This window comes from Streptomyces sp. NBC_00158 (assembly GCF_045160885.1).
Taxonomy (GTDB): Bacteria; Actinomycetota; Actinomycetes; order Streptomycetales; family Streptomycetaceae; genus Streptomyces.
Window position 1 is genome coordinate 1 of sequence record NZ_CP108162.1, and the last position, 21,820, is coordinate 21,820.

General features: G+C 70.1%; 19 protein-coding genes and 3 pseudogenes. 15 read left to right on the forward strand and 7 right to left on the reverse strand.

The features are described 5' to 3' along the window. Positions 1-20 precede the first annotated feature (20 nt). Positions 21-1,271: a S1 family peptidase gene (locus OG553_RS35150; RefSeq protein WP_331727665.1), complete on the reverse strand. Its 1,251-nt coding sequence runs from the start codon at positions 1,269-1,271 to the stop codon at positions 21-23. A 579-nt stretch (positions 1,272-1,850) separates the two neighbouring features. Here OG553_RS35150 and OG553_RS35155 point away from each other — a divergent pair. Next, the gene (locus OG553_RS35155; RefSeq protein WP_331727668.1) at positions 1,851-2,393 is read left to right on the forward strand and encodes a hypothetical protein; all 543 of its coding nucleotides are present in this window, start codon (positions 1,851-1,853) and stop codon (positions 2,391-2,393) included. 109 nt (positions 2,394-2,502) lie between these two features. Next, positions 2,503-3,105: an HD domain-containing protein gene (locus tag OG553_RS35160; protein ID WP_331727671.1), complete on the forward strand. Its 603-nt coding sequence runs from the start codon at positions 2,503-2,505 to the stop codon at positions 3,103-3,105. A gap of 78 nt (positions 3,106-3,183) precedes the next feature. Here the strand turns inward: OG553_RS35160 and OG553_RS35165 are convergent. Beyond that, a pseudogene (locus OG553_RS35165) lies at positions 3,184-3,438 on the reverse strand (IS110 family transposase); the annotation flags it as partial. 122 nt (positions 3,439-3,560) lie between these two features. Here OG553_RS35165 and OG553_RS35170 point away from each other — a divergent pair. Next, the gene (locus OG553_RS35170; protein WP_405983221.1) at positions 3,561-4,934 is read left to right on the forward strand and encodes a tetratricopeptide repeat protein; all 1,374 of its coding nucleotides are present in this window, start codon (positions 3,561-3,563) and stop codon (positions 4,932-4,934) included. A gap of 103 nt (positions 4,935-5,037) precedes the next feature. Continuing rightward, complete coding sequence (locus OG553_RS35175) at positions 5,038-5,550, forward strand: hypothetical protein (RefSeq protein WP_331727677.1); 513 nt, start codon at positions 5,038-5,040, stop codon at positions 5,548-5,550. 86 nt (positions 5,551-5,636) lie between these two features. Here OG553_RS35175 and OG553_RS35180 read toward each other — a convergent pair whose 3' ends face one another. Together OG553_RS35180 and OG553_RS35185 are read right to left on the reverse strand one after the other, a co-directional pair. Continuing rightward, positions 5,637-6,668, reverse strand: a complete 1,032-nt coding sequence (locus tag OG553_RS35180) for a hypothetical protein (RefSeq protein WP_331727680.1) — start codon at positions 6,666-6,668, stop codon at positions 5,637-5,639. A gap of 223 nt (positions 6,669-6,891) precedes the next feature. Continuing rightward, a complete protein-coding gene (locus OG553_RS35185) occupies positions 6,892-7,149 on the reverse strand; it encodes a transposase (protein WP_331727683.1) in 258 nt (85 codons plus the stop codon). A 195-nt stretch (positions 7,150-7,344) separates the two neighbouring features. Between OG553_RS35185 and OG553_RS35190 the strand changes: the two genes are divergently transcribed. Together OG553_RS35190 and OG553_RS35195 are read left to right on the forward strand one after the other, a co-directional pair. Beyond that, entirely contained in the window at positions 7,345-8,841 is a 1,497-nt protein-coding gene (locus tag OG553_RS35190) for a RodZ domain-containing protein (protein ID WP_331728669.1), read from the forward strand. 234 nt (positions 8,842-9,075) lie between these two features. Next, a protein-coding gene (locus tag OG553_RS35195; RefSeq protein ID WP_331727686.1) for an IS5 family transposase occupies positions 9,076-9,956 on the forward strand; the annotation gives its coding sequence in 2 pieces (ribosomal slippage) (positions 9,076-9,439 and positions 9,439-9,956; 882 coding nt in all). A gap of 122 nt (positions 9,957-10,078) precedes the next feature. On the opposite strand, the pseudogene OG553_RS35200 reads toward OG553_RS35195, so the two are convergent. Beyond that, a pseudogene (locus OG553_RS35200) lies at positions 10,079-10,177 on the reverse strand (site-specific integrase); the annotation flags it as partial. A 410-nt stretch (positions 10,178-10,587) separates the two neighbouring features. Beyond that, positions 10,588-10,797, reverse strand: a complete 210-nt coding sequence (locus tag OG553_RS35205; protein ID WP_331727688.1) for a hypothetical protein — start codon at positions 10,795-10,797, stop codon at positions 10,588-10,590. A 239-nt stretch (positions 10,798-11,036) separates the two neighbouring features. Here OG553_RS35205 and OG553_RS35210 point away from each other — a divergent pair, with 239 nt between their 5' ends. The 4 genes from OG553_RS35210 to OG553_RS35225 all read left to right on the forward strand — a co-directional run bounded on the left by OG553_RS35210 (position 11,037) and on the right by OG553_RS35225 (position 13,039). Beyond that, positions 11,037-11,282 carry a hypothetical protein gene (locus OG553_RS35210; RefSeq protein WP_331727690.1) on the forward strand — a complete coding sequence of 82 codons (246 nt, stop codon included), beginning with the start codon at positions 11,037-11,039 and terminating at the stop codon, positions 11,280-11,282. Positions 11,283-11,331: 49 nt separating this feature from the next. Then, on the forward strand, positions 11,332-12,420 hold the full coding sequence (locus tag OG553_RS35215) for a zeta toxin family protein (protein ID WP_331727691.1): 1,089 nt from the start codon (positions 11,332-11,334) through the stop codon (positions 12,418-12,420). Between the two features lie 144 nt (positions 12,421-12,564). Next, on the forward strand, positions 12,565-12,849 hold the full coding sequence (locus tag OG553_RS35220) for a hypothetical protein (protein WP_331727693.1): 285 nt from the start codon (positions 12,565-12,567) through the stop codon (positions 12,847-12,849). Continuing rightward, positions 12,758-13,039, forward strand: a complete 282-nt coding sequence (locus OG553_RS35225) for a UDP binding domain-containing protein (RefSeq protein ID WP_331728670.1) — start codon at positions 12,758-12,760, stop codon at positions 13,037-13,039. The genes OG553_RS35220 and OG553_RS35225 overlap by 92 nt, the downstream gene beginning before the upstream one ends. Positions 13,040-13,078: 39 nt before the next feature. Here OG553_RS35225 and OG553_RS35230 read toward each other — a convergent pair whose 3' ends face one another. Beyond that, entirely contained in the window at positions 13,079-13,219 is a 141-nt protein-coding gene (locus tag OG553_RS35230; RefSeq protein WP_331727696.1) for a hypothetical protein, read from the reverse strand. Between the two features lie 608 nt (positions 13,220-13,827). On the opposite strand from OG553_RS35230, the pseudogene OG553_RS35235 reads away from it, so the two are divergent. The 5 genes and pseudogenes from OG553_RS35235 to OG553_RS35255 form a co-directional block, all read left to right on the forward strand. Next, a pseudogene (locus OG553_RS35235) lies at positions 13,828-14,097 on the forward strand (SAM-dependent methyltransferase); the annotation flags it as partial. Positions 14,098-14,206: 109 nt separating this feature from the next. Beyond that, a complete protein-coding gene (locus OG553_RS35240) occupies positions 14,207-14,467 on the forward strand; it encodes a hypothetical protein (RefSeq protein WP_331728724.1) in 261 nt (86 codons plus the stop codon). Further along, complete coding sequence (locus tag OG553_RS35245) at positions 14,464-15,477, forward strand: NAD(P)H-dependent glycerol-3-phosphate dehydrogenase (protein ID WP_331727699.1); 1,014 nt, start codon at positions 14,464-14,466, stop codon at positions 15,475-15,477. Before OG553_RS35240 ends, OG553_RS35245 begins: the two co-directional genes overlap by 4 nt. 67 nt (positions 15,478-15,544) lie before the next feature. Then, a complete protein-coding gene (locus OG553_RS35250) occupies positions 15,545-15,919 on the forward strand; it encodes a hypothetical protein (protein ID WP_331727702.1) in 375 nt (124 codons plus the stop codon). A gap of 166 nt (positions 15,920-16,085) precedes the next feature. Continuing rightward, a complete protein-coding gene (locus OG553_RS35255; protein ID WP_331727705.1) occupies positions 16,086-21,620 on the forward strand; it encodes an RICIN domain-containing protein in 5,535 nt (1,844 codons plus the stop codon). The last annotated feature ends 200 nt before the right edge of the window (positions 21,621-21,820 follow it).

Genomic DNA, 21,820 nt, shown 5'->3' on the forward strand with positions numbered 1-21,820 from the left:
GAGAACCAGCCCTTCGAGCATCAGGGCGACACTTGAACCTGCAAACCCGGGAACGTGGCTACAACATCGTTGATATCGGTGAACTGGATGTCTGACGAGCACCGGTAGGTACCACTATACGGACTTGAGCACGTGCGGTTACCACTACCGCCGTGAATTATCCCGAGGGCAACAACTTCGGAGCCATTCCCCGTGGAGAACACAGGTCCACCACTGTCTCCCTGCCCAGCTGCTGTATAGCCATTGACCTGTTCCCCGACCCAGACGTTGTAGGTCTTGCCATCGGCACCTACGGCGTTCTCAACGCGGCCACGAACACGAATACCACACATAGCACCTGTGATGGCGCCAGATGTACAGACCATTTCCCCTGGCGTATTCGGGCTCACTGCAGAGACCATCTTCGAGAATTGACCAGCCCGGTTCGCTCCAGGCCCATCATAGATGGCGTTGCCCGAAGAAGTCACATTGATGAAGAGGCCGTCCTGTGCATCAGGCGTGGCTCCCTCTGCCTTGCCGATACCGATGTTCTGGCCGTTAGCCCAGTAGCTACCGACGGTCCCGCAGTGCTTGGCAGTTACAAGATACCTCTTGCCGATACTGGGCCACACAAGAGAGAAACCCGAAGAGCAAATCGCATTCGACGACCGCACAACGGCACCGCCGAACATGGCTCCTGAGTCGTTCTCACGAGCATAGGGGACATGGCGATCAACGCTAATCGGCTTGACGTCTACTCCCGCTACCTGCCTGGCACGGTCAGAGCCCGAGTGCTGCGGTGTAACCAATGCCTTGGCATCTGCTCTGGCGGTGGCAATCTCGAGACCGCTGCCGTCGTAAAGAGGCATTACCCTGACAACCCCGGCCGCTCGCGAATCCGGATCTGCGCTCACACGCCGGGCTGCTTCCAACAGCTGCTTCTGCGTAAACTTCGCAGGCTTTACGACAATCTGCACTCCACCCTTGCGGATCTCGGTGACAGCTGTCGCGACAGGCCCTGTGAAGTCGCCCTTCCAATAAATGGTCAAATTATTGTTGGGCGCATCCATCCACGTTCCGGCGTAGCCGGAATTCTGATCAGAATTAACAGCAGTCGTGATCTTCTTCTGCGCCTCGACAAGAGGGACCTGACGGGCCATTATCTCATACTCCGAAGCAACACCCGAAGAAAACTTCGGATGAACCAGCGTCGGATCATCGGCGTAGGCATTAGACGACGACGCGAAAATTCCGGCTATCGCAAATAAGGCAGCATACTTGCTCAGACGCACTTGTTAATCCCCCCGCAAAGTATCGAGCTCCGCTATCACTTCAACGTGATCTTGGGAGTATCGCCCGTATCATACACGGCAGCCCGGCTAGAAGTCTTGCAGATTGAGGGAGTTGTGAGCGTCCCGTCTGTGTGCGGTACTACCTTGGCTCGGCTGCTCTTGCTGCATCAGTTTCATGTCCGGATAAAGACCTGGCTCAGCGCTCCGTCCCTCCTCAGGCCGGTCAGGCAGTAGCTGCCGAGGATCAGCGGAACTGCGCAGTACTCAAAACCAGACCCCAAGCTCAAGACTCCGCAGGTCAGACATCCGGCAACCCCGGACACTACGCAGATCCAGCAGGCGAACACAGTCACCAACCCGCTCAATCAACCTGCACAACACCAGGTCAGAAGCATGACAACTGCTCAGATCCACTGACCAGCGGCATCAGGGAATCACCGCAGGTCAGAAGACTCCCAGAGCTCAAGAGTGGCCGGAAGTAGACATCGCCGCGCCGTCGGCCGACAGCGCGGCAAGAGGCGATGAGCAACCGGAGCAGCGCGAGCTGCTGCCGCCAACGTGGACCATACGGGCTCCCTCATGCGCGACCATCAGGACGCCGAGGAACGATGGCTGGCCAAGGAGGCCGAGCGCGAGGAACTCGCCCTGCTCCGGGGCGCGCAGCGCCGCGCAGCTCAGGCCCGGATCCGTGCCAGGCGGTACGAGCGGCAGGAGTCCGGGCTGCACCGCCCGACGCGGGCGCTCGTGCTGGCGCCGGGCCTGCGCGCCGAGATGCAGCACCGCGGGCTGCTGAAGGAGTGGGAGCCGGTCCCGGCCGAGGCGCCGAAGGCCGGGCAGACCCTCGGCGGGACCGGGCCGCACGCCGGGGCGGGGCTGACGGGCCGGCTGATCGTCGCCCTGCCCGAGACGCTATCCGTGCCGCTCGAACGCGGGGTCTGCTGGAACAACCAGCCCCACGTCCAGGCCCTCCAGGCCTGGACCGACCGATGGGGGCCGGGACCGGCCGCCGGCCGCTCGGCGGCGCCGCCCGAGGCGCTCGCCGAACGCGAACGCAGCACCGCCCTCGTGATGACGACCGGGGACGTCGTCCGGGCGGGACTGGAGCGGGTGTTGCAGGAGTAGGGCGGCCCGGTGGTACTGCTTCCCAATGCAGCAGTCAAGCGGCCGCAGCAGAGGCCGCGTCTTCGGAACTTGCCCAACCTGCACACCAGGGACCAGTACCGTCACCAGGATGACTTCGATATCCTCCGACGTCCTGTCCCGTGCCCTTGAAGCCCCGACGGAGCCGTCCCTGCGGCCGCTGCCGCCCGTAGTCGCAGAGCTGCTGCGCTCCCTGGAGGCCCCGCCCCGGTTGGTGGCGCACCTCCGCGCGGTCCACGACGTCGCTGCCGAGCTGGCCGACTGGGTGGCAGACCGGTACCCGGGCCTGGGAGTGGACCGCGACGCGGTTCTCATCGGTGCGGCAACCCATGACGTGGGCAAGACCTTGCACCCTGGAGAGCTCTCCGGGCCGGGATCAGCCCACGAGGTAGCCGGCCGGAATCTCCTTCTGGAGCACGGCTTCGCGCCCGGCCTGGCCAGGTTCGCCGCCACCCACGCGACCTGGGACGGCCCCGACGTAACGATCGAGGACCTCCTCGTCAGCACAGCCGACAAGATCTGGAAGGACAAACGCGTCCCCGACCTGGAGGAGCGGCTCCTGCAGATGCTGGCCGCGGCCACGGGGCGGGAGCCCTGGGAGGAGTACCTCGCCCTCGACGACCTCCTCACCCGTCTCGGCGCAAACGCCGCACATCGACTCGCCTTCCAGGCAGCCTTCCCCATCGGCCAATGACCTGTCCATATCCGGTCCCCAACCGCTGGGAGCGGTCTCCGTGCCGACGCCGCCCCGCACGGCACGAGGGACGTCGGCCTATGTCGCCGGGGCCACGACGGTGTAGCAGCGTCGGTCTCGCAGCAGAGCCCAGAGGACGTTGACACGTCGTCGGGCCAGGGCAAGCACTGCCTGGACATGTCGTTTGCCTTCGGCGCGCTTGCGGTCGTAGAAGGCTCGTGAATTGGGGTCGCGCTGGATGCCGAAAAGCGCTGACGCGTAGAAGACGCGTTGCAGGCCGCGGTGATAGCGCTTCGGCCGGTGGAGGTTCCCGCTGATCTTGCCTGAGTCCCGCTCCAGGCGAAGCTCAGGGAGTTCGAGCACATTGAAAAGTACGCCGACAAGTGCTGGCACGTGCCCTTGAAGAAGATGCTCCCGCCAGCAGGTTGTCGGTGGGTGCCCTTATGCTCGCCCCCGTGAACGTGGACGATCTTGAATGGCAGGCGAGCCACTTCGGCGGCCTTCCGCCGCGAATAGTGAAGTTACTGCTGGAACACAACCACCTGGACCTGGTGATCCAGGCGGCGGCGGAACGCGGTGAGTGGTTCTGCGCGCAGGGCGCGGCGCAGGCGCTGTGCCGGGCGGGAGAGTTCGGCCGGGCGCTGCGGGTGATGGAGCCCTTCGTCGCGACCGGGTGGCGCGACGCCCTGTGGGCGCGGGCCGTCATCCTGCTTCAGGCGGGCCGGACACAGGAGGCCCGGGATCTGGTCCGTCCAGACGAGGCGGGCCGCGCGTCGGCGACCGGATGCCGCGCGTTCGCCGAGCTGCTCGCCACAGCGGGACGTGTCGACGAGGCCGTCGACCTGCTCCTCCCGCACCTGGACGAGTCGTGGATCCTATCGGCCCTGGTGGAGATCACCGAGGGCCGAGGCCGTGACGAGCGGATGCTCGAGCTGATCGCCCCGCACGCGGAAGGCGCGCGGAGGGCCCGCGGCCAAGGTCGGCGGGACCACCCGTTCTCGGGGGCGCAGGAGCTGGAGGCCCGGGTGCTGGAGCGCGCGGGCCGGGCCGAGGAGGCGATCCGGATTCTCGGCCGCGACATAGCCGGGCGTCACTTCCTCTTCCAGAACACCCTCACCGCCTACGCCGAGCTGCTGGCACGCCACGGCCGGCTCGACGCACTGCGCGAGCTGGCCGTCGGACGGGACGCGCACGTCGTCCTGGACGTCTACGCTCAAGCCCTGCGCGACCACGGCCGGGCCGATGAGGCCGAGGCCGTGATGCGTGAGGCCATCGCGGCCGACGACTGGGTCGGCTACCGCGCCTGGCTCTCCGCGACCCTGCTGGGCGACGGCCGACTGGACGACGCGATCGCCGTGGCCGAACCCGGCTTCGGCTGGTACGACTGCTCCAACCTCCTGGCACCGCTCGTCTCGCTCCTCGACGATCCCAAGGACGTGCTCTACCTGGTCGAGCACCCCAGCGTCGTGCCCCACCACGATCACGAGGAGTTCCAGCACCAGTGGCGGGCCTGGGCCCTCGCCGGCCTCGGCCGCGTCGACGAGGCAATCGCCCTGGCCGAAGCCCACCCAGCCCAGCAGACCGACCCCCGCATCATCAAGGCCGGACTCCTCGACACCGCCGGCCGCCTGGACGACGCCGCCGCCGAACTCCGGGCCCTCGGCACGGTCAAGGCACGCGAAGAACTCTCCGAAGTCCTGATCCGGCAGGGCCGGCCGGCCGAAGCGATCGCCGTCCACCCCACAGTGGTCGAACAGCGCGCCGCCCGACCGAAGCCCGCCCCTGTCCCCCGGGACGAGAACGGCTACTCCCTGGAACCCCCGTTCTGAGCAAGCCCGGGACCGGCTACCAGCCCGTTCGACCCCTCCCGCCCCATCCCGTATCCGGGCGGAGACCTCTACGCCGCCAGAGCACCGAAGAGGACACCCCTTCATGAACCGCAGCAGGCAGGCGATCCGTCTCGCCGAGCACCTGTCCCAGATCACCGCCGTCCCCGTCGAGCTGGCCCACGACAGTGGCGCACGGTGGGTCCTCCAATGGGACGACGGCCCGCACTGTGAGGAGATGCGGGCACACCTCGACGCAGCCCTCGCCGACGGCGACCGCTACGCCGCCATGCGTAACCGCACGATCGGCTGCTCGCGCCTCCAGACGCTGCGGGCCTGGGCTGTCCTGGCTGCTGCCGCTCGTCGCGAGGGCGTACTCGCGTCGGCCGTGGCCGAGATCACCGTAACCAAGGACGAAGAGGAAGCCGATGAGGCGGGCGACCTGTGGCGGTTCGTGCGGCAGCTGTGGGAGACGACCTCCTACCCGGAACGGGTCGGCGCCCCCGAAGACGTTCCTCTCATCGAGCAACTCGTCGCCGCCAGTCGCCGGGACCATCCCTCAGGACGGTCCAGCACGACCAGCGAGCTGTACATGGCACAGGCACTCCTGGAGGAGTGACGGGGCGCTCCGCCTGTGCGGCGCAGTACCGGCTACGGCCCACGTGATGTGCTGGGGTGGATGCCGACTGCTCGGGAGGCGCGCTGCTACTGGATGCTGGTGAGGTGTGGGTGTTCCGGGTCGGCGGGGCAGGCGAAGACGTTCAGTTTGCCCCAGCGGCCCACCGTAACCTCGGTGGGCTCGGAGCCCCCGCGGACGGCTGGGTCGCCTTCCTCCAGGGGCTTCCAGCTGTGGCTGCCGCCGTCCCATTCCGAGCTGGCGATGGTCAGCAGCAGTTCCATCGGGGCCACGCAGGCCGGGCAGACCAGGGTGGCGGCGTCGGTCAGGTTCCATGACGCGTAGCCCCCGGCCCGCCAGCCGGGCGGGATGGACAGGTCGAACTGGTACGTCGGCCAGTCCCATTCCTCCACGCCGGCTTCCTCGGCCTCCTCTTCTAGGGCCTCCTCCCTGGCCTCGATCCGGGCGCACAGCTCTTCGGGCAGCAGCCCGGCAAAGGGGTACGTGACCACCTGCTCGGGGTGCAGCACGCAGGGCTCGGGTACGTAGCCCTCGAAGCCCACCACCTCCGGCTCGGGCGGCTGCGCCATCGATGCGGAGACCTCCCACGATCGGCGCCAGCGCAGGTCCAGCAGCATGCCGGTCCGGTTCTCGCCGTGCGCGTCGAAGGGGCACCAGAACACCTGGAGCAGGTCGCAGTCCTCCGGCCCCGCGAGCAGGTCGGGAACGTCCCTGCGGTACAGCTGTGCCAGGCCGATCATCGGGAGCGGATCCGTCTCGCCGCTCTCCCCCGCCGTCCGGTGTCTGGTCCTGAGCTCCTCCAGGAGCCGCCGCTCCTCGTCCGTGGGTCCGGAGTCCGGGTCCCGGGCCCATGCGGCAGCCAGGAGCCGCCGTTCCCGGTGGATGTCCGCGGGGCGCCGGCCGCGCCCGTGGGGGTGCGGATCGGTGCACACCGGCCACGGCTCGTCCGCCGGCCAGAGCAACGGCCCGCCCACGGAGCTCGCTGACGCGCCGGGGCTACCCGGCCTCGGGTGCAGCCGGGTGGTCGTTCCCCGGTGGGCCGAGAGTCCGGGAAAGAGTCCTTCGACGTCAAGCGGGCGCGGGGGCGTGGTCCTCGTCATGATCCCGAACCCTAAGGCCGCGGCCGGCTTGGCCCTCAACCGGCCGGTCGCTGGGCCGAGGAGCCGGCCCCGATGGCAGGGATGTGTTCCTACCTTTCACTGACATCCCGGGTATCGGTGACCACGAGACGTTCCTGTACGCCGCAAACAACCGTTCCCGGAGATGGGGGCTCTGGTCCACTTCTTGGGCTCTGTCGCAGATTTGGGGGTTGCGGTCTCTTGATCATGGTGAGAGCAGGATGCGGCGCCGCAGGAGATCGAAGTCTGCGCGGCCATACATTTGTCTCTTCAGCAGCTTGATCCTGGTGACGCTGCCCTCGACGGCCCCGGAGGTGTAGGTCGTGTTCAGGGCTGCCTGGATGGCCGCGTGGTCGCGCCGCATGCCGTTGGCCAGGGTGCGGAGTTCGCGTTGACCGTCGAGGCGGACGTCGGCGATCCAGACGTCGAGGGCCAGATGCTCGTTGCGGCGTTCGCGGATCATGAGTGCCAGGCGGCGTGATGGCGCACGTTGAAACCGGCCAGCCGGTGCTCGGGGTTGACCGCAGACCTGCTCGGTGTTGACCGTAGACCTGCTCGGTCTGATTCCCCACCTACGTGCTAACCAAAGGGCGCCATGTCCCGAGCCGAGGGGCTCGGTCATACTGACGCGCGTACCGCAAGGGGAGGCGTGCAGCGTATGGCATTCGGGGTGGAACGGCCGGGGCGTATCGGTGTGTACGCCGTGGAGCGGGAACTGGGCGCCGGAGGCATGGGGACGGTTTATCTGGCACGATCGCGCGGTGGTCGCGCCGTGGCCGTCAAGGTGGCCCGCCCCGAGCTGGCCGCTGATCCTCATTTTCGTGAGCGGTTTCGTGCCGAGGTTGCTGCCGCCCGCAAGGTCGGCGGTTTCCACACGGCCCCGGTCGTGGACGCCGACCCGGACGCGGAAGCGCCCTGGCTGGCCACGGCGTACATCCCCGGGCCCACCCTGTCCGGGCTGCTCGCGGACCAGGGACCGATGGACGAACACCGGCTGAGGCTGCTGGGTGCCGCTCTGGCGGAGGCGCTACAGGCCATCCACGCCTGCGGCCTCGTCCACCGCGACCTCAAGCCAGCCAACATCATCATGGCTGAGGACGGCCCGCGGGTCCTCGACTTCGGTATCGCACGTGCCGTGGAGTCCACCCGGCTGACGTCCACCGGAACGGCGTTCGGCACCCCCGGGTTCCTGGCGCCCGAGCAGGCGCAGGGCCTCGAAGTCGGCGGTGGGGCCGATGTGTTCGCCCTCGGTGCGGTGCTGGTTTCCGCAGCTGGCGGCAGCGCGTTCGGCTCAGGTACTCCGATGGGGCTGATGTATCGCTCGGTGCACGAGCCCGCGGATCTGTCCGCGGTGCCGGCGGGGTCGCGCCCCGTGGTCGCCGCCTGTCTGTCGAAGGACCCGGCTGACCGGCCGAGCCCGGCCCGGCTGCTAGACCTGTTCGTGCCCGGCTCCGCCCCATACACGCCCACCCTCATCGCCCCTTCGGACCATCGTCCGACTGTGCCTCCAGCCTCCCAGGCCGGGGCGCAGACCGAGAGGGGAGGCCAGCCGGACGATCTTGAGGTGCCCTCCACCGCTGCGGACACCCCGAGCGGTACCGCGATGCCCGACGACGGTCTTGCGAATGACTCCAGCAGTCACTTCATCCAGCTCGCCGGGAATGCGATCAGCACCAACGGCCCCGCCTGGCCTGCCCCCACCAAGCCTCCACGCAGGCGCACGATCTCCATCGTGCTTGTGGCCGCAGCCGTGATCAGTGCGCTCGTCGGCGGCGCGATCGCCCTCACGACTAAGAACGATTCCCCTAACACCAAAACTCCTTCCGCCTCCGCGTCGGGATCAACACCAGCGTCGTCGGCCGCCCCCAAACCCAACCCCGGCGACAGCGGGACCACCAACACCCCCAAGGACAAGGTCACGGTCCTGATCAGCGGCAAAGACGGAACGAGCTGGATCTCAGCCAAGGACGCCAATGGTCGACTTCTCTTCGACGGAACGCTCAAACAGGACCAGACCAAGACCTTCACGGACGAGGAGCGCATCGACCTCGTCCTCGGCGACGCCGGCGCCGTCCAGCTCGTCGTCAACGGTAAGGCAGTCGAAAGCGGCCTGCCCGGTGAGGTCGTGCGGAAGACGTATACGAAGAGCGACTAGCCATGTCATGCGAATCGCCGTATAGACGGTCGCCCTTCACCAGCCTGAAGACCACGGAATCGGCAACAGACACGGCGGTGTCACCAGCCCACGAACCAGCGGGACGGTAAGGGCCGCCCCTTCGGCCGTTCATCGCCAGCGTCCTGGGGCCGCGTGGTAGCCAGACCGCCCCTCGGACTAGGTTCTGTCCGGCGGATGTTGTGACTGTCTGCTTGTCTGGTCGTTAGGTTGGGTATGGGGCGGGGTGATCTGACGAATGCGGAGTGGGTGCGGCTTGAGCTGCATCTGCCTGCTGCCGGGCTGCGGGGCGGACGCTGGTGTGACCATCGGCAGGTGGTCAACGGGATCCTGTTACGGGTCCGGACCGGGATCCCGTGGCGGGATCTTCCCGAGCGGTATGGCAGCTGGAAGACGGTCTACGAACGTCATCGGCGCTGGTCCGCCGACGGCACATGGGACCGGATCCGGCGGGCGGTCCAGGCCGACACCGATCTGGCGGGCCGGCTCGACTGGAGCATGGTGGGCGTCGACTCGACCACGTGCCGGGCCCACCAGCACGCGGCCGGGGCCCGCAAGACCGCCCCGAGGGTCCCGAAAGAAGAACGACGCCTCGAAACCACCGCCCCGACGAGGGACTCGGCCGGTCCCGGGGCGGCCTGACCTGCAAGATCCACCTTGCCGGCGAGGGCGGCTGCCGCCCGCTCGCCCTTCTGATCACCCCGGGTCAGTGGGGCGACGCACCGCAGTTCACGGAAGTCCTCGCCCGGATCCGCGTCGCCCGGCCTGGCGGCGGGCACCCCCGAACCAGGCCGGACCACGTCAGCGGCGACAAGGCGTACAGCTCACGCCGCAACCGCAGCCACCTGCGAAGACGCCAGATCAAGCACACGATCCCCGAACCAAAGGACCAGCGGGCCAACCGCAGACGCCGTCGCAGCATGGGCGGCCGGCCCACCGGCTTCGACAGCGAGCTCTACAAGCGCCGCAACGAAGTCGAACGGACCATCAACCGGCTCAAGCACCACCGGGCCGTCGCCACCCGCTACGACAAACGCGCCTACGTCTTCCACGGCACCATCACCACAGCAGCCATCAGACTCTGGCTCCGCGAATGATCCGCCGGACAGAACCTAGTGGACGGACTCCCCGCACAGCGAGCACCGGCGGACGGTGTGCGATCCACGCGAGTCCGATCCAGCCGCCGGCCTTCAGTACACAGGTTGATCAAGGTTCTGGCTCACCGCCGGCTGTTACCGGGGGCCAGAAGGCTGGTCAGCTCGGCGATGGCCGCCGGTGAGGGCTTGAAGTGACGTCGGAGGTTCTCCGACTTCTTGTGACAGCAGTGCGACTACACCCCCGCAAAGGAGCTCCGCGTCAACGGCAGGAAGTGCCTGACCGCCGACACCGGAGCCAACGCCGGCGAGTGCCTGAATGTCCAGGGCCAAGCAACTGGCAACGGATCCGCGCTCGGCCTGGGAGACTGCAACGTCAGCGCCATCACCAAGTGGAAGCGCCCGTAACACCCCTACTCCTCTGGCCGGGGCCGACCCGCACACGCGGACCGGCCCCGGCCCAGCACACGGGCCCCACCCACCAGAGGCACGATGCTGATGCCGCTTCTGCTCCACCGCCGGTAGCCCGCAGCACTCAGGACCCGGCTGCCCCCCGGGCGGTCGGGTCCACAGGCCCGGCCCTGCGCACGACGAAAGACCGCCAAGGGGACCACGGCCCTTCAACACACCTGCTCTACGGGGCGGGGGTGAACTCCACCGCCGTGTCCCCGCAGCCGACTGCGATGTTCCACAGCCGCTGCTGCTCGGCCCTGTAGACCGCCAGGCCCCAGCGGAGCTTGGTCGCGGTCCACTCCGCGCCGTACCGGCACAGCGCCTCCGGCGACGGCGGCAGCCACCCGGATGGGGCACGGTCCGCCTTCGCCCTGTTCGAGCGTGCCGTCACCGCAATCAGCGACGCCGCCTGGCCCTGGTCGTGCTACCGGCTCATGGCAGCCTGCGGGTCACCCCGTGCCAGCCATCACAGAGCCTGGAACCGTCCCGTAACCAGGACAAAGAACCGTCATCCCCCGCTGACGCCCGACACCCGCCACCACTCCCCCAACGGGGGGGGTGGCTGTCGGGCATGCGTCGGGGCTTGGCATGATCACCTGAGGTGACGACGGAGAAGAGAGGGTGGCAGTCATGAACGGCAAGCCATCGCTGCGCGAGTACATCGACCGCTACGCAGCCGGTGAGATCCCCCGCGACGAGGCCCTGGCGACCATCGCGGCCTGGGACTTCGAAGAGGAGTGGTTCGACCCCGCCCACACGGCGCCGACGCATCAGGACAACACCCTGGCGGTCGTCGACCAGGCTCGCGGGCTCGGAAAGCTCGCGCCCGAGGACATCGAGGTGATCCGGGAGCGCCTCAAGCGCCGCGGGTTCTGAGCCCAGAACGTCGAAGTCGAGTAGGAGTCGAGTAGGAGAGGAACCGCGCGTGCCCGTGACGGGGGAGTACGAGCCGCTCTACCAGGAGCTCCAGCAACGGATGGGCCCCGGCGGGGACCTGGCGGTGGCCGGGATGTTCGACACCACGAACCGCCATCAGGCCGGGGGGCTGTGGACTCCCGAGCGCGCGCTGCTGCACGACGCTCTGATCGACCGGTTCAAGAGGCAGTGCCAGGGGAAACCGCGCGACGGACATGCCGTGCTGTTCACGGGCGGGGCGCCCGGGTCGGGCAAGGGCAGGGCGCAGCGCAGTCTGCCGCAGTGGCAGGCGCAGGACTCCGCGCTCGGTGACGAGCTGCGTCGCGTGCACGGCGTGGACCTCGACGACTACGTCGTCCTCGATCCGGACGAGTTCAAGATTGCGCTCTTCGAGCACGGCGGTGCACCGGAGCTTCCCGCGGCCCTCGACCGCCTGTCCGACGGCCGGCCGCTGTCCCCGTCGGAGAAGGCCTCGCTGGTCCACCGGGAGTCCGGCCACATCCAGAACGTGATCGAGAGGTGGGCCCGCGGCGAGGGCTACAACCTGCTGTACGACCAGTCCCTGCGGGCCATGGGGTGGACCTCGAACCTCCTGGCGGACCTTCAACGCGAGGGCTACGACAAGCGCGTGCTGCTGTCGGTCGAGGTCCCCGAACGGCAGTGCCTGGAGCAGAACGCCGACCGCTGGCTGGCCGGTCGCCGCGAGTTCGACGCCGGGCGTGACTGGTACGGCGGACGCATGGCGCCCGAGGGCTTCATCAAGAGCCTGTACGCGGACAGCACCACGGGTCGCGGCTACTCCATCGGCCGGGAGAACGCCGAAATGCTTGCGGAGCAGGGCCTGGCCACCGGGCTGATCACCACCGACAGGGGCGACTTCGGTCCGCAGCCCCAGTCTGACGCGGCGGTCGCCGTTCCGGCCGCGGCCCTGGCCGTCCAGCAGGGCGACACCACGGTGCGGGTCCGCAGGGGGGCCGGGTTCCTGGCCGGTGTGAACCTCCGGCCCACCCTGGTCCCGCCCACCCGAAGCGCGGCCACCTCGGCCGTGCCCCCGCCGCCCGGACCCGGCCTTTCACGAGACGGCGGCGTCGGCCTGTAACCCCGCCCGGTCGAGACCGCCGGGACCGTCGTTTCGCTGACGGTGTGACGCGTCGGCTGGGACGTCCCCGTCAGGCGAAGAGTTGCCGTCAAGTGCACCGTCCCCGTCGGCACCGCCCCTCGAATCGCCGAACTCCTCCACGGGGTGTCGCAGGCCGGTGACCTCGTCGAGGTCGCCTGGAACCCCGAGTTCCTCCGAGCGTCGTACGCGATCGAGGCCACCCTCCGGCCCGGCCTCGGCTTCGGCGGCGGCTGCCTGCCCAAGGACCTCGGCGGCTTCATCACCCGCGCCGACGAACTCGAAGCCGGCGACGCCTTCGGCATGCTCCGCGAGGCCGCTGCCGTCAACGGGCGCCGCCGTCACCGTCACCGACCCCAAGGCCCTCGACAACGCCCGCAAGGTCCACCCCGAACTCGACTACGTCGATGACCCGATCACCGCCGTTGACGACACGGACCTGCTGCTGCACCTCACCGAGTGGCACCACTACTCCCACATCGACCCGAAGCGCCTCGCCAGCCGCCCCAAGACCCCGAAGGTCATCGACGCACGCGGAACCCTCAACACCGACCAATGGCGTGAGGCCGGCTGGATCACCCGCACCCTTGGCCGTCCGTGATCAAGCGCGGCTCGAAGCACGAGGCTGAGCGTCCACCACTCACAGGAACGCCGCCAGCAGCACCGTCTCGAACGGTGTTGCTGGCGGCGTTTCCCATGGGTGAGCGGCAGAGCAGTCACCCTCGCCCGAGCCGCCGCCAGCCTCGCCGATACCCTCCTCGCCGACCTGATCCTCGCCCACGGTCCGGCGTCTGCCTCCAGCCCTTCATGAACCAGCGGATGTGGAACAGCCCCTGCGGCACGCTGGGGGCCGCGGGCATGGCGCTGGAGCTCGCGCTCGTGGAGGGCCCGTACGGGCTGCCGGTGTGCGTGGCCTACCTCTGGTCGCAACCCCGCTTCGTTCGGCACCACGCCGTTTCGTCCGGCCAGGGCCACGGGACCCGCGCCGTGGCCGGGGGCGACGGACCACTTCGCCGCGGCTGGCGGTGGCTTTGCCGAGCAGGCCCTGGCCGTCGCACGGCGGGTAGCGGAGGTCACCGGGCACGAGCCGGTGGCTTTGGACCTGTCCGACCCGGCCGGTCCCGTCCACGCCGTGCAGGTCGTCTGCCCCGGCACCCACTCACGGATCAGGAGGTCGATGCCCCGATGAACCCCGCCAACACGGCGGCGCCGCCGTCGCCCGGCGTCGGGCGTTCCGCCCAGTACGACGCCTTCCACGCCGCCCGCGCCCGCACAGGGCTGGTCGCCCGCCTGTACGCCGAGGCGAGGGGAGAGGACTACCCCACCGAGGTCGCCGCCTCCAGTTCCTGCGGCTGGCCCCTGCTGGGGCTGATGACCGCGCGGCTGCGGATGCGGCCCGGTCAGCTCCTGGTGGACGCGGGCTGCGGCACCGGCGGCATCGGCCTGTGGCTGGCCCGCGCTCTGGCCCTCCGCCTGGAGGGGTTCGACCTGTCCCCGGTGGCCGTCGCCCAGGCCGCCGAACGCCTCCCCTGCCTCTTCGCCGTCGACCGGGCGGTGTTCCGTGTCGCCGAGCTGGAGAACACCGGTCTGCCCGACGGCTGCGCCGACGGCGTCGTGTGCGTGGATGCCCTCGGGCGGGCCGCGGGCAAGGGCGCGGCCGTGCGCGAGCTCGGCCGCCTTCTGGTCCCGGGCGGCCGGCTGGTGATGACCCGGCACCATCCCCGCCTGGACGGAGCAGGCCCGCGCCGCCGGCCTCACGGTGGAGCACGTGGGCGAGCGGCCCGCGGAGCCCGCGCTGTGGGAGCGGTTCTACCGGCTGTGGATCGCCCACGCCGACGAGCTGCGCAGCGAGCTGGGCGAGGAGCGGGCGCAGAACATGCTGCGCGAGGCGCACCAGGTGCTGCCCGAGCTGCCGGGCCGCGGCGCGGTCCTGCTGACCCTGCGGCGCCCCGAGAACGCTCCGGCCGGTCCCGGCACGGCCGATACGATGACCGGGCCTGACCACCTCGTTGAGAGGACCCAGCAGTGACCCAGCACCGTTCCGCCCGTGCTGCGGTGTTCTCGGCCGGGTCCTGGGGCACCGCCGTCGCCAAGATCCTGGCCGACGCCGGCACCAGCGTCGTCGTGCACGCCCGCCGCGGCGAGATCGCCGACGCGATCGACTCGACGCACCGCAACCCCGGCTACTTCCCGGACGTCGAGCTGCCCGTCTCCGCGACGGCCACGACCGACCCGGCCGCCGCTCTGGACGGCGCGGACTTCCTCCTGCTGTCCATCCCCGCACAGTCCCTGCGGGGCAGCCTTGCCGCGTGGGCGCCGCACATCGGGCCCGACACGGTGATCGTGTCGCTGATGAAGGGCGTCGAGCTGGGCAGCCACCTGCGGGCGAGTGAGGTCATCACCGAGGTGACCGGCGTGAGCGCGGACCGGGTCGCGGTGCTGTCCGGCCCGAACCTCGCCCGCGAGATCGTGGACGGCCAGCCCGCCGCCGCAACCGTCGCCTGCCCCGACGAGGACGCCGCCCGCCGCTTCCAGCAGGCGTGCCACACCCCGTACTTCCGGCCCTACACCAGCACCGACGTGATCGGCTGCGAGCTGGGCGGCGCGGTGAAGAACGTCATCGCCCTGGCGGTCGGCATCGCCGCGGGCATGGGCCCGGGCGACAACGCCACGGCCATGCTCATCACCCGCGGACTCGCAGAAGCCACCCGGCTGGCGGTGGCCATGGGCGCCGACCCGGCCACCCTCGCCGGCCTGTCCGGCGTCGGCGACCTCGTGGCCACCTGCTCCTCCCCGCTCTCCCGCAACCGCACCTTCGGCACCCACCTCGGCCACGGCCCGAGCGTCGAGCAGGCGACGGCAGCCACCCGGCAGACCACCGAGGGCGTCAAGTCCGCCGAGGCGATCCTCGCCCTCGCCCGCGCCCACGACATCGAGATGCCGATCACGGAAGTGATCTCCGCCCTGCTGCACGAGAAGGTCACCCTCGACGAGGCCGCGGCCGCGCTGATGCAGCGGCCCCCCAAGCCCGAGCGCTGACCCCCGGAGCCCCGCCTCGCGGGGCCGCCCGCCAACACCTTCACCTCCCCACCCGGAGGCTCCCGCCATGCACATGTCCGTGCTGCCCGCTGCCCAGACCGCCCTCACCCTCGCCTTGGCCCTCTGGACGGCCACCGGCTTCACCCGCCTGCCCGGCCGCTGGCTGCGCTGGAGGATGTTCTGCCGCGCCACCTTCCCCATCGTCACGCTCACCGGCACCAAGGACGGCCGCACCGAGCCGCTGAACGTCTACGACCACCTCTCCCCCGGCTCCTTCATCCTCGGCCCGCCCCAGCTCCTGGCCATCTCACCGGTCACCAGGACCCGCAGGTCGTTCCTCAGGGCCAGGGCGGCACGCCACACGGCCCGCTCGTCGTCGAAACCACTTCGCTCCACCGCGGCCCGGTCGGCACCCGTTGATCGGTTGTATATCGCCCGCTGATCCAATGGCCGTGATCCGCCGGTGCCGGGGCGGCGTCGGCACGAACGCTCGAACCCATGATGCAGGGAACGGAATGCCCCACGATCACATACGGTCAAGGCCTGCGGACAGGCCTGCGATACCCCCGCTCCACCCAGTGACCCGGACGGCGAGGGTCGCGGTCGCGTTGACACTGACCCTGCTCGCCTCGCTCGTCCAGGCCTTGCCGATGTTTGCGCCGTCGGCGTCCGCCGCCGTGTCCGAGCACGAGGTGGTCACGTGGAACATCCAGAAGAGCGGGAAGCACTGGCCAACCGCGAAGAACCTGCTGGCAGGCCGCGTGGCGGTGGCTCTCCAGGAAGCCCCGGACAGTATCAAGGCCCCTCGCGGCTACGAACTCTGGTCACCGGCTTCGACGGACGACCGGGATGACTGCGGCACGTTCGACCGGTCCGAGGGAATGGACGCGAGCGGGCGGCAAGTCCGCAACGAGTACACCGTCTGCAAGCACGAATGGCGGGTCAAGGGCCGCGGCAGCTCGAACGCCGACAGCATCTACGTCTACTACCTCAACACGGGTTCCACCAACACGAACCTCGCTTTCCTCACGCACAAGGACCTCGACGTCCATGAGAACCGGGGAGAGGTCGATGTGATCGGCCGGCGGGCCTCCTTCAACAAGAGGGGGTACTACCCGAAGCCGATGCTCGGGCTCAAGCTCGGGGACACCTGGTTCTACGACGCGCACCCGCTGAACGGCGGCCTCGACGCGGCGGCTCTGGTCGAGGCCGTCAAAGCGGCTCGGAACAGCGAGCGTTGGGCGGTCATGGCCGACTTCAACATACGTCCCGCCGGCCTCTCCAGGGCGACCGGAATCTCCCTCCTCGCCGGTCAGAGCAGGATCGTGGCGAGCGGCCAGGTCACCCGACCCGCGAGCGCAGCAGAGCTCGACTACATGGTCGCCTCCGATCCCGGCAACGTACCAGCGGAGTACGCCGCCTTCGTGCAGGGAGCCGTCACAGGTTCCGACCACCTGCCGGTCGTGTTCCGCGTCGAGCCGGATCCCGCGAAGCGAAAGGACGGGCGGGATCACTGTCCGCCGGGTGCGCAGAACCCCACCACCGCCCGCGTCGCGCTCGCGGCGGTCGACGGCGGCACTGGGAACGCCGCTGCCGACAAGCCCGCTTCCCCCGGACCGGAGCCCCAGCACGGCAAGGTGTCCGTCCTGACCGCCGCCTCCGGGAACGTGGTCGCCGAGGCGGACTCCGCGACCCCCGCCCCCGGTACCGACGCGGCCGTCCGGGCCAACGCGCCGAGCTGCGGCGACCGGCAGTCCTGGGCGACCTGGCAGAAGCCAGACGACACCTGGGTGATCGAGACCGGCCTGACCAACGGCACCACCGCCGAGGGCCAGGGCAGCGTCCTCAGTCTGGCGGCGTACGGACAGCAGGTGACGGTCCGGCCGATCGAGAACGACGTGACGACCGGCAAGCCGGACGGCAGCCCCGGGCAACGGTGGCGGTTCGTGGCACAGGGCGACGGCTGGTACCGCGTCCAGAGCGCCTCGTCCCCGAACGGCCCGTGTCTCACCGCCCCCGCCGACGGCGCTCCCGCTGCCGGATCCACGTCCGGCGCCGCCGCCGGTCTGGCCGTCGCCGACTGCGACGGCTCACAGCGGCAGCTGTGGCGTCTGGCCGCCCCGTGCACCGGGCCGAACCGCGCCGTGCCGGGATTCCCCGGCCTGCCCTGGCCGACCGTGACCGAGCGACCTGAGCTGCCTTGGCCCTCACTGCCCGGCTACCCGGCCATTGCGTGGCCGTCCGTGCCCGGCCACCCGGGTGTGCCGATGCCCGGCCACCCTGACCTGCCCGAACTGCACTGGCCCGGTTTCCCGGACCTCCCCGCGGCTCCGTGGCCGGTGATCGGCGGCCATCCCGGCGCGAAGTGGCCCGCCGTCCCGGGGCTCCCGACCGTCCCGTGGCCGGCCATGCCCGGGCACCCGGATGTGCCGTGGCCGGTGCTGCCGCTGCCGGGCAACGGACCCGCAGCCGGCGGCGACGGTGGCAAGGCCCCGCTCGTACCCGGCCTGCCCGAGCCCGCCGCCCCGCGGATCCCCGGGCACCCGGACCTCGCGTGGCCGACCGTGCCCGGCTTCCCCGACGTGAAGTGGCCCTCGGTTCCGGGGTCCCCGGACGTGCCGTGGCCGGGCCATCCCGCCATGCCGGCCGTCTCGTGGCCGGGCGCTCCCTCGTTCCCGGCCGTCCCCTGGCCCAAGCTGCCGGACCTGCCGTCATGGGGCTGGCCGTCGGTCCCCGGCTTCCCGCTGGTCCCGTGGCCGTCACTGCCCGGCCTGCCGAACGTCCCGTGGCCGACGACCTCCGGCTTCCCGAACGACCCGTCCGCGTCCGCCAACCCGCCCGCGGAGCCGGAACCGTCCGACACCTGTGAGCCGGCCGACACCAACCACCCCGCTCCCGACGACGACCCCACCCCGGGGAACGACAGTGACGACAGCGGCCCCAGCCTGCCGGTACCCGAGCTGCCGGGCATCAGGCTGCCCGGATTCCCGCCGCTGCCCGCCTTCCCGCCGATCTTCGCCCTTCCGGGAGGTCCCGGCGGTCCTGGAGGTCCCGGCGGCGGGCCGGGTGGCGATGCCGGGTCCGGCGGCTACCTCCAGCCCGGCACCGGGGAGGCCCTCGTGCCCGACGTCAGAGGCGGCAACGCCGTGGCGGGCAATACCGTCCAGGCCTTCGAGCCGAACGGCACCGACTCCCAGAAATGGGTGTTCTGGGACCGCGGAAACGGCAACTGGGCGATCGAGACGCGGCTGACGTACAACCGTGCCGGCGCCGCCGAGCGCATGCTGCTGGCCCACGAAACCGGCCGACACGAGAGCGTGCTCGCGCCCGCCGCGACCGACCAGCCCGGCCGGTTGTGGCAGTTCAGGGACGCCGGGGGCGGTTGGACGAACATCGTCAGCGCGGCCGGCGGCTGCCTGACCCTGCGGGGCGCCCGCGAGGCTCTGGCCGTACGGGACTGCGATGGCGGCCCGCAGCAGAAGTGGAAGCTCTCCGGCACCACGCCGTCCGGTGGCGACTCCGGTGGCCGGCCGCCGTTGGGCGAGGGCGGCGCGCAGCCCGCGCACAACCGCTCGGTGGTGCTGCAGTCCGGCAACACCGGCCTGGTGGCCGACCTCGACGGCGCGGGCACGGCCCCCGGGACCCGGATCAAGGCGCGGGGCCGGGGCGGCGCCAACGCCCAGAAGTGGACGCTCTGGCAGAAGCCGAACGGCCAGTGGCTGATCGAGACGAAGCTCGGCGGCGCCATGGTGATGGATCACAACCCCGGCACCCACCGCACCCACCTCACCGGCGCGCAGGACGGCAACGCCAACCAGCTCTGGCGCTTCACCGACGCCGGGGGCGGCTGGTTCACGATCGTCAGCTCCGCTGATAACGGGTGTCTGACCGCCACCGCCGACGGCGAGGACCTGGCGATCCAGGGCTGCGACAACACGAACGCCCAGAAGTGGCGCCTGACCGAGACGGCCGACAACCCACCGACCACCGATCCCGGCAGCGACAGCGACAGCGACAGCGACAGCGACAACGGCAACGGCAACGGCAACGGCAACGGCAACAATGGCGCCGGCTCCCTCGTCGTCCATTCCGCGTTCCCCGGCAAGTGCCTGGACGTCGCCGGCGGCAACAGCGCCGACAACGCTCCGGTCGATCTCTACGACTGCAACAGCACCGCCTCACAGCGGTGGATCCCGTCCGCGAGTGGCGGCGTGTTCACCCTCAAGGCGTTCGGCAAGTGCCTGGACGTCGCCCGGGGCGCCACCGCCAACGGCACCCGGGTCGGCCTGTACACCTGCAACGGCAGCGCCGCGCAGGACTGGCGGCAGGGACCGGACCACTCGCTGGTCAACCCGGGTTCCAGCAGGTGCCTGGACGTGTCCGGCGGTAACTCCGCCAACGGCACACCCCTCCAGCTCTGGGACTGCAACCGGAGCGACTCCCAGCGCTGGGGCCTGGGCACCGTCCCGCCCCGGGAGGAGAAGCCGCCGGCCCCGCAGCCGGGCACCACGCAGGTGGTGAGCCCCGGCATCGGCTCCTCCCAGGTAGCCACCCTGCGCTCGGCGAACAACGGTCTGGTGGCGGACCTGGACCGGGCGAACACCGCCGCCGGCACGTCGATCAAGGCGCTCGGCGCCAACGGCAACGACGCGCAACGCTGGGCGTTCTGGGCCACCGCGAACGGGCGCTGGATCATCGAGACCCTGCTCACCGACGGGAAGACGGCAGCCGGTCAGGGCATGGTGATGGACCACGATCCGGGCAGACACCGCGCCCACCTGATTCGGGTCGCGGACGGCAACGCCAACCAGCACTGGGCGTTCCGCGACGCCGGCGGCGGGTGGTTCTGGATCACCAGCGACACCGACAACGGCTGTCTGACCGCCGCCAACAGCGGTGACCAGCTCGGCATCTGGGCCTGCGACGGCTCGGACCGGCAGCGCTGGCGGCTCGACGACGTCCGGAACGGTCCGCCCCAGGGCGGCGGTTCGGGCGGCTCGACCGGCGGTGGTTCCACGGGTGGCGGCTCGACGGGTGGCGGCGCCGTCCCCGGGGGCAGCGCGGGCAGTCCCGGCTCCCCGCAGGCCCCCGGTGGCAGCGACCCCCGGCACGGCATGACCGCGGCCCTGACCTCCGGCAACAACGGGATGGTCGCCGATCTCGACCACGGCTCCACCGCCGCCGGGACCCGGATCAAGTCCCTCGGCGCCAACGGCAGCACCGCCCAGCAGTGGATGCTCTGGCAGAAGCCGAGCGGCCAGTGGCTGATCGAGACCAAGGCGGGCGGCGCCATGGTGATGGACCACAACCCCGGCACCCACCGCACCCACCTTGCCTCGGCCCAGGACGGCAACACCAACCAGTTGTGGCGCTTCCAGGAGGGCTCGCGCGGTTGGTACCGGATCATCTCCGCCACGGACGGCGGCTGCCTCACCGCCGTCAACAACGGCGAGGACCTCGCCATCTGGAGTTGCGCGAACACCACCGCCCAGTGGTGGAAGCTCGACGACTGGCCCTTCTCCGGCGGAGGCGGCACTGGAGGCGGCACCGGCGGTGGCTCGGACGGCGGGATCCGCGGCCCCGACTCCCTCCCCCTCCCCCTCCCCGTGCCGCTCCCCGGCTGCCGGGACATCCCGAACGGTCCCAGAGACACCTGGGACGGAGGAATCGATCACCTGGACAACGGCCGCTGCCTGCGCCCCGGCCAGCACATCGACTCCCCCATCAAGTTCAGCGACACCGGTCTGCTCGGCCTCTCCACCAAGTCGGAGGGCTGGAAGCTGGAGTACCGGACCGACGGCGACCTGGTCCTGTCCCACTGGGAGGAGATCATCCCGCCCTGCATGAGCGGTACCTGCCAGGCGACCACGACCACGACCGACAAGGTCTGGTCCTCGAACACCGGCGGTACCCGCCCCGGCCTGGCGATCGTCCAGGCGGACGGCAATCTCGTCGTCTACAACGCCGACGGCCATTCCGTCTGGAGCTCCGGAACCTCCGCCTGCCAGAACATGTACGTCTGGGCGCGAGTCCAGCAGGACGGCAACCTCGTCCTCTACAAGGGCCACGCCGCCGGCGAGGGCGAGGACCGCTGGAAGGCCATCTGGTCCACCAGGTTCGGCCGCACCGCCGAGCCCTGCTGAGACCCGAACACGTCCCGACGCCCCGGCACCCGGCGCACGCGCGCCGAGTGCCGGGGCGTTTCGTTCGCGACACCGCTACTGACCACCGACGGACACCACACCCTGCAAAGCACACCGACCACCATCCTCACCAGCAACAACCCCACCAGCGGGGTAGGAGCCATCCCCGGAACCGTCCTCGCCACCGCAGAAGCGCACCG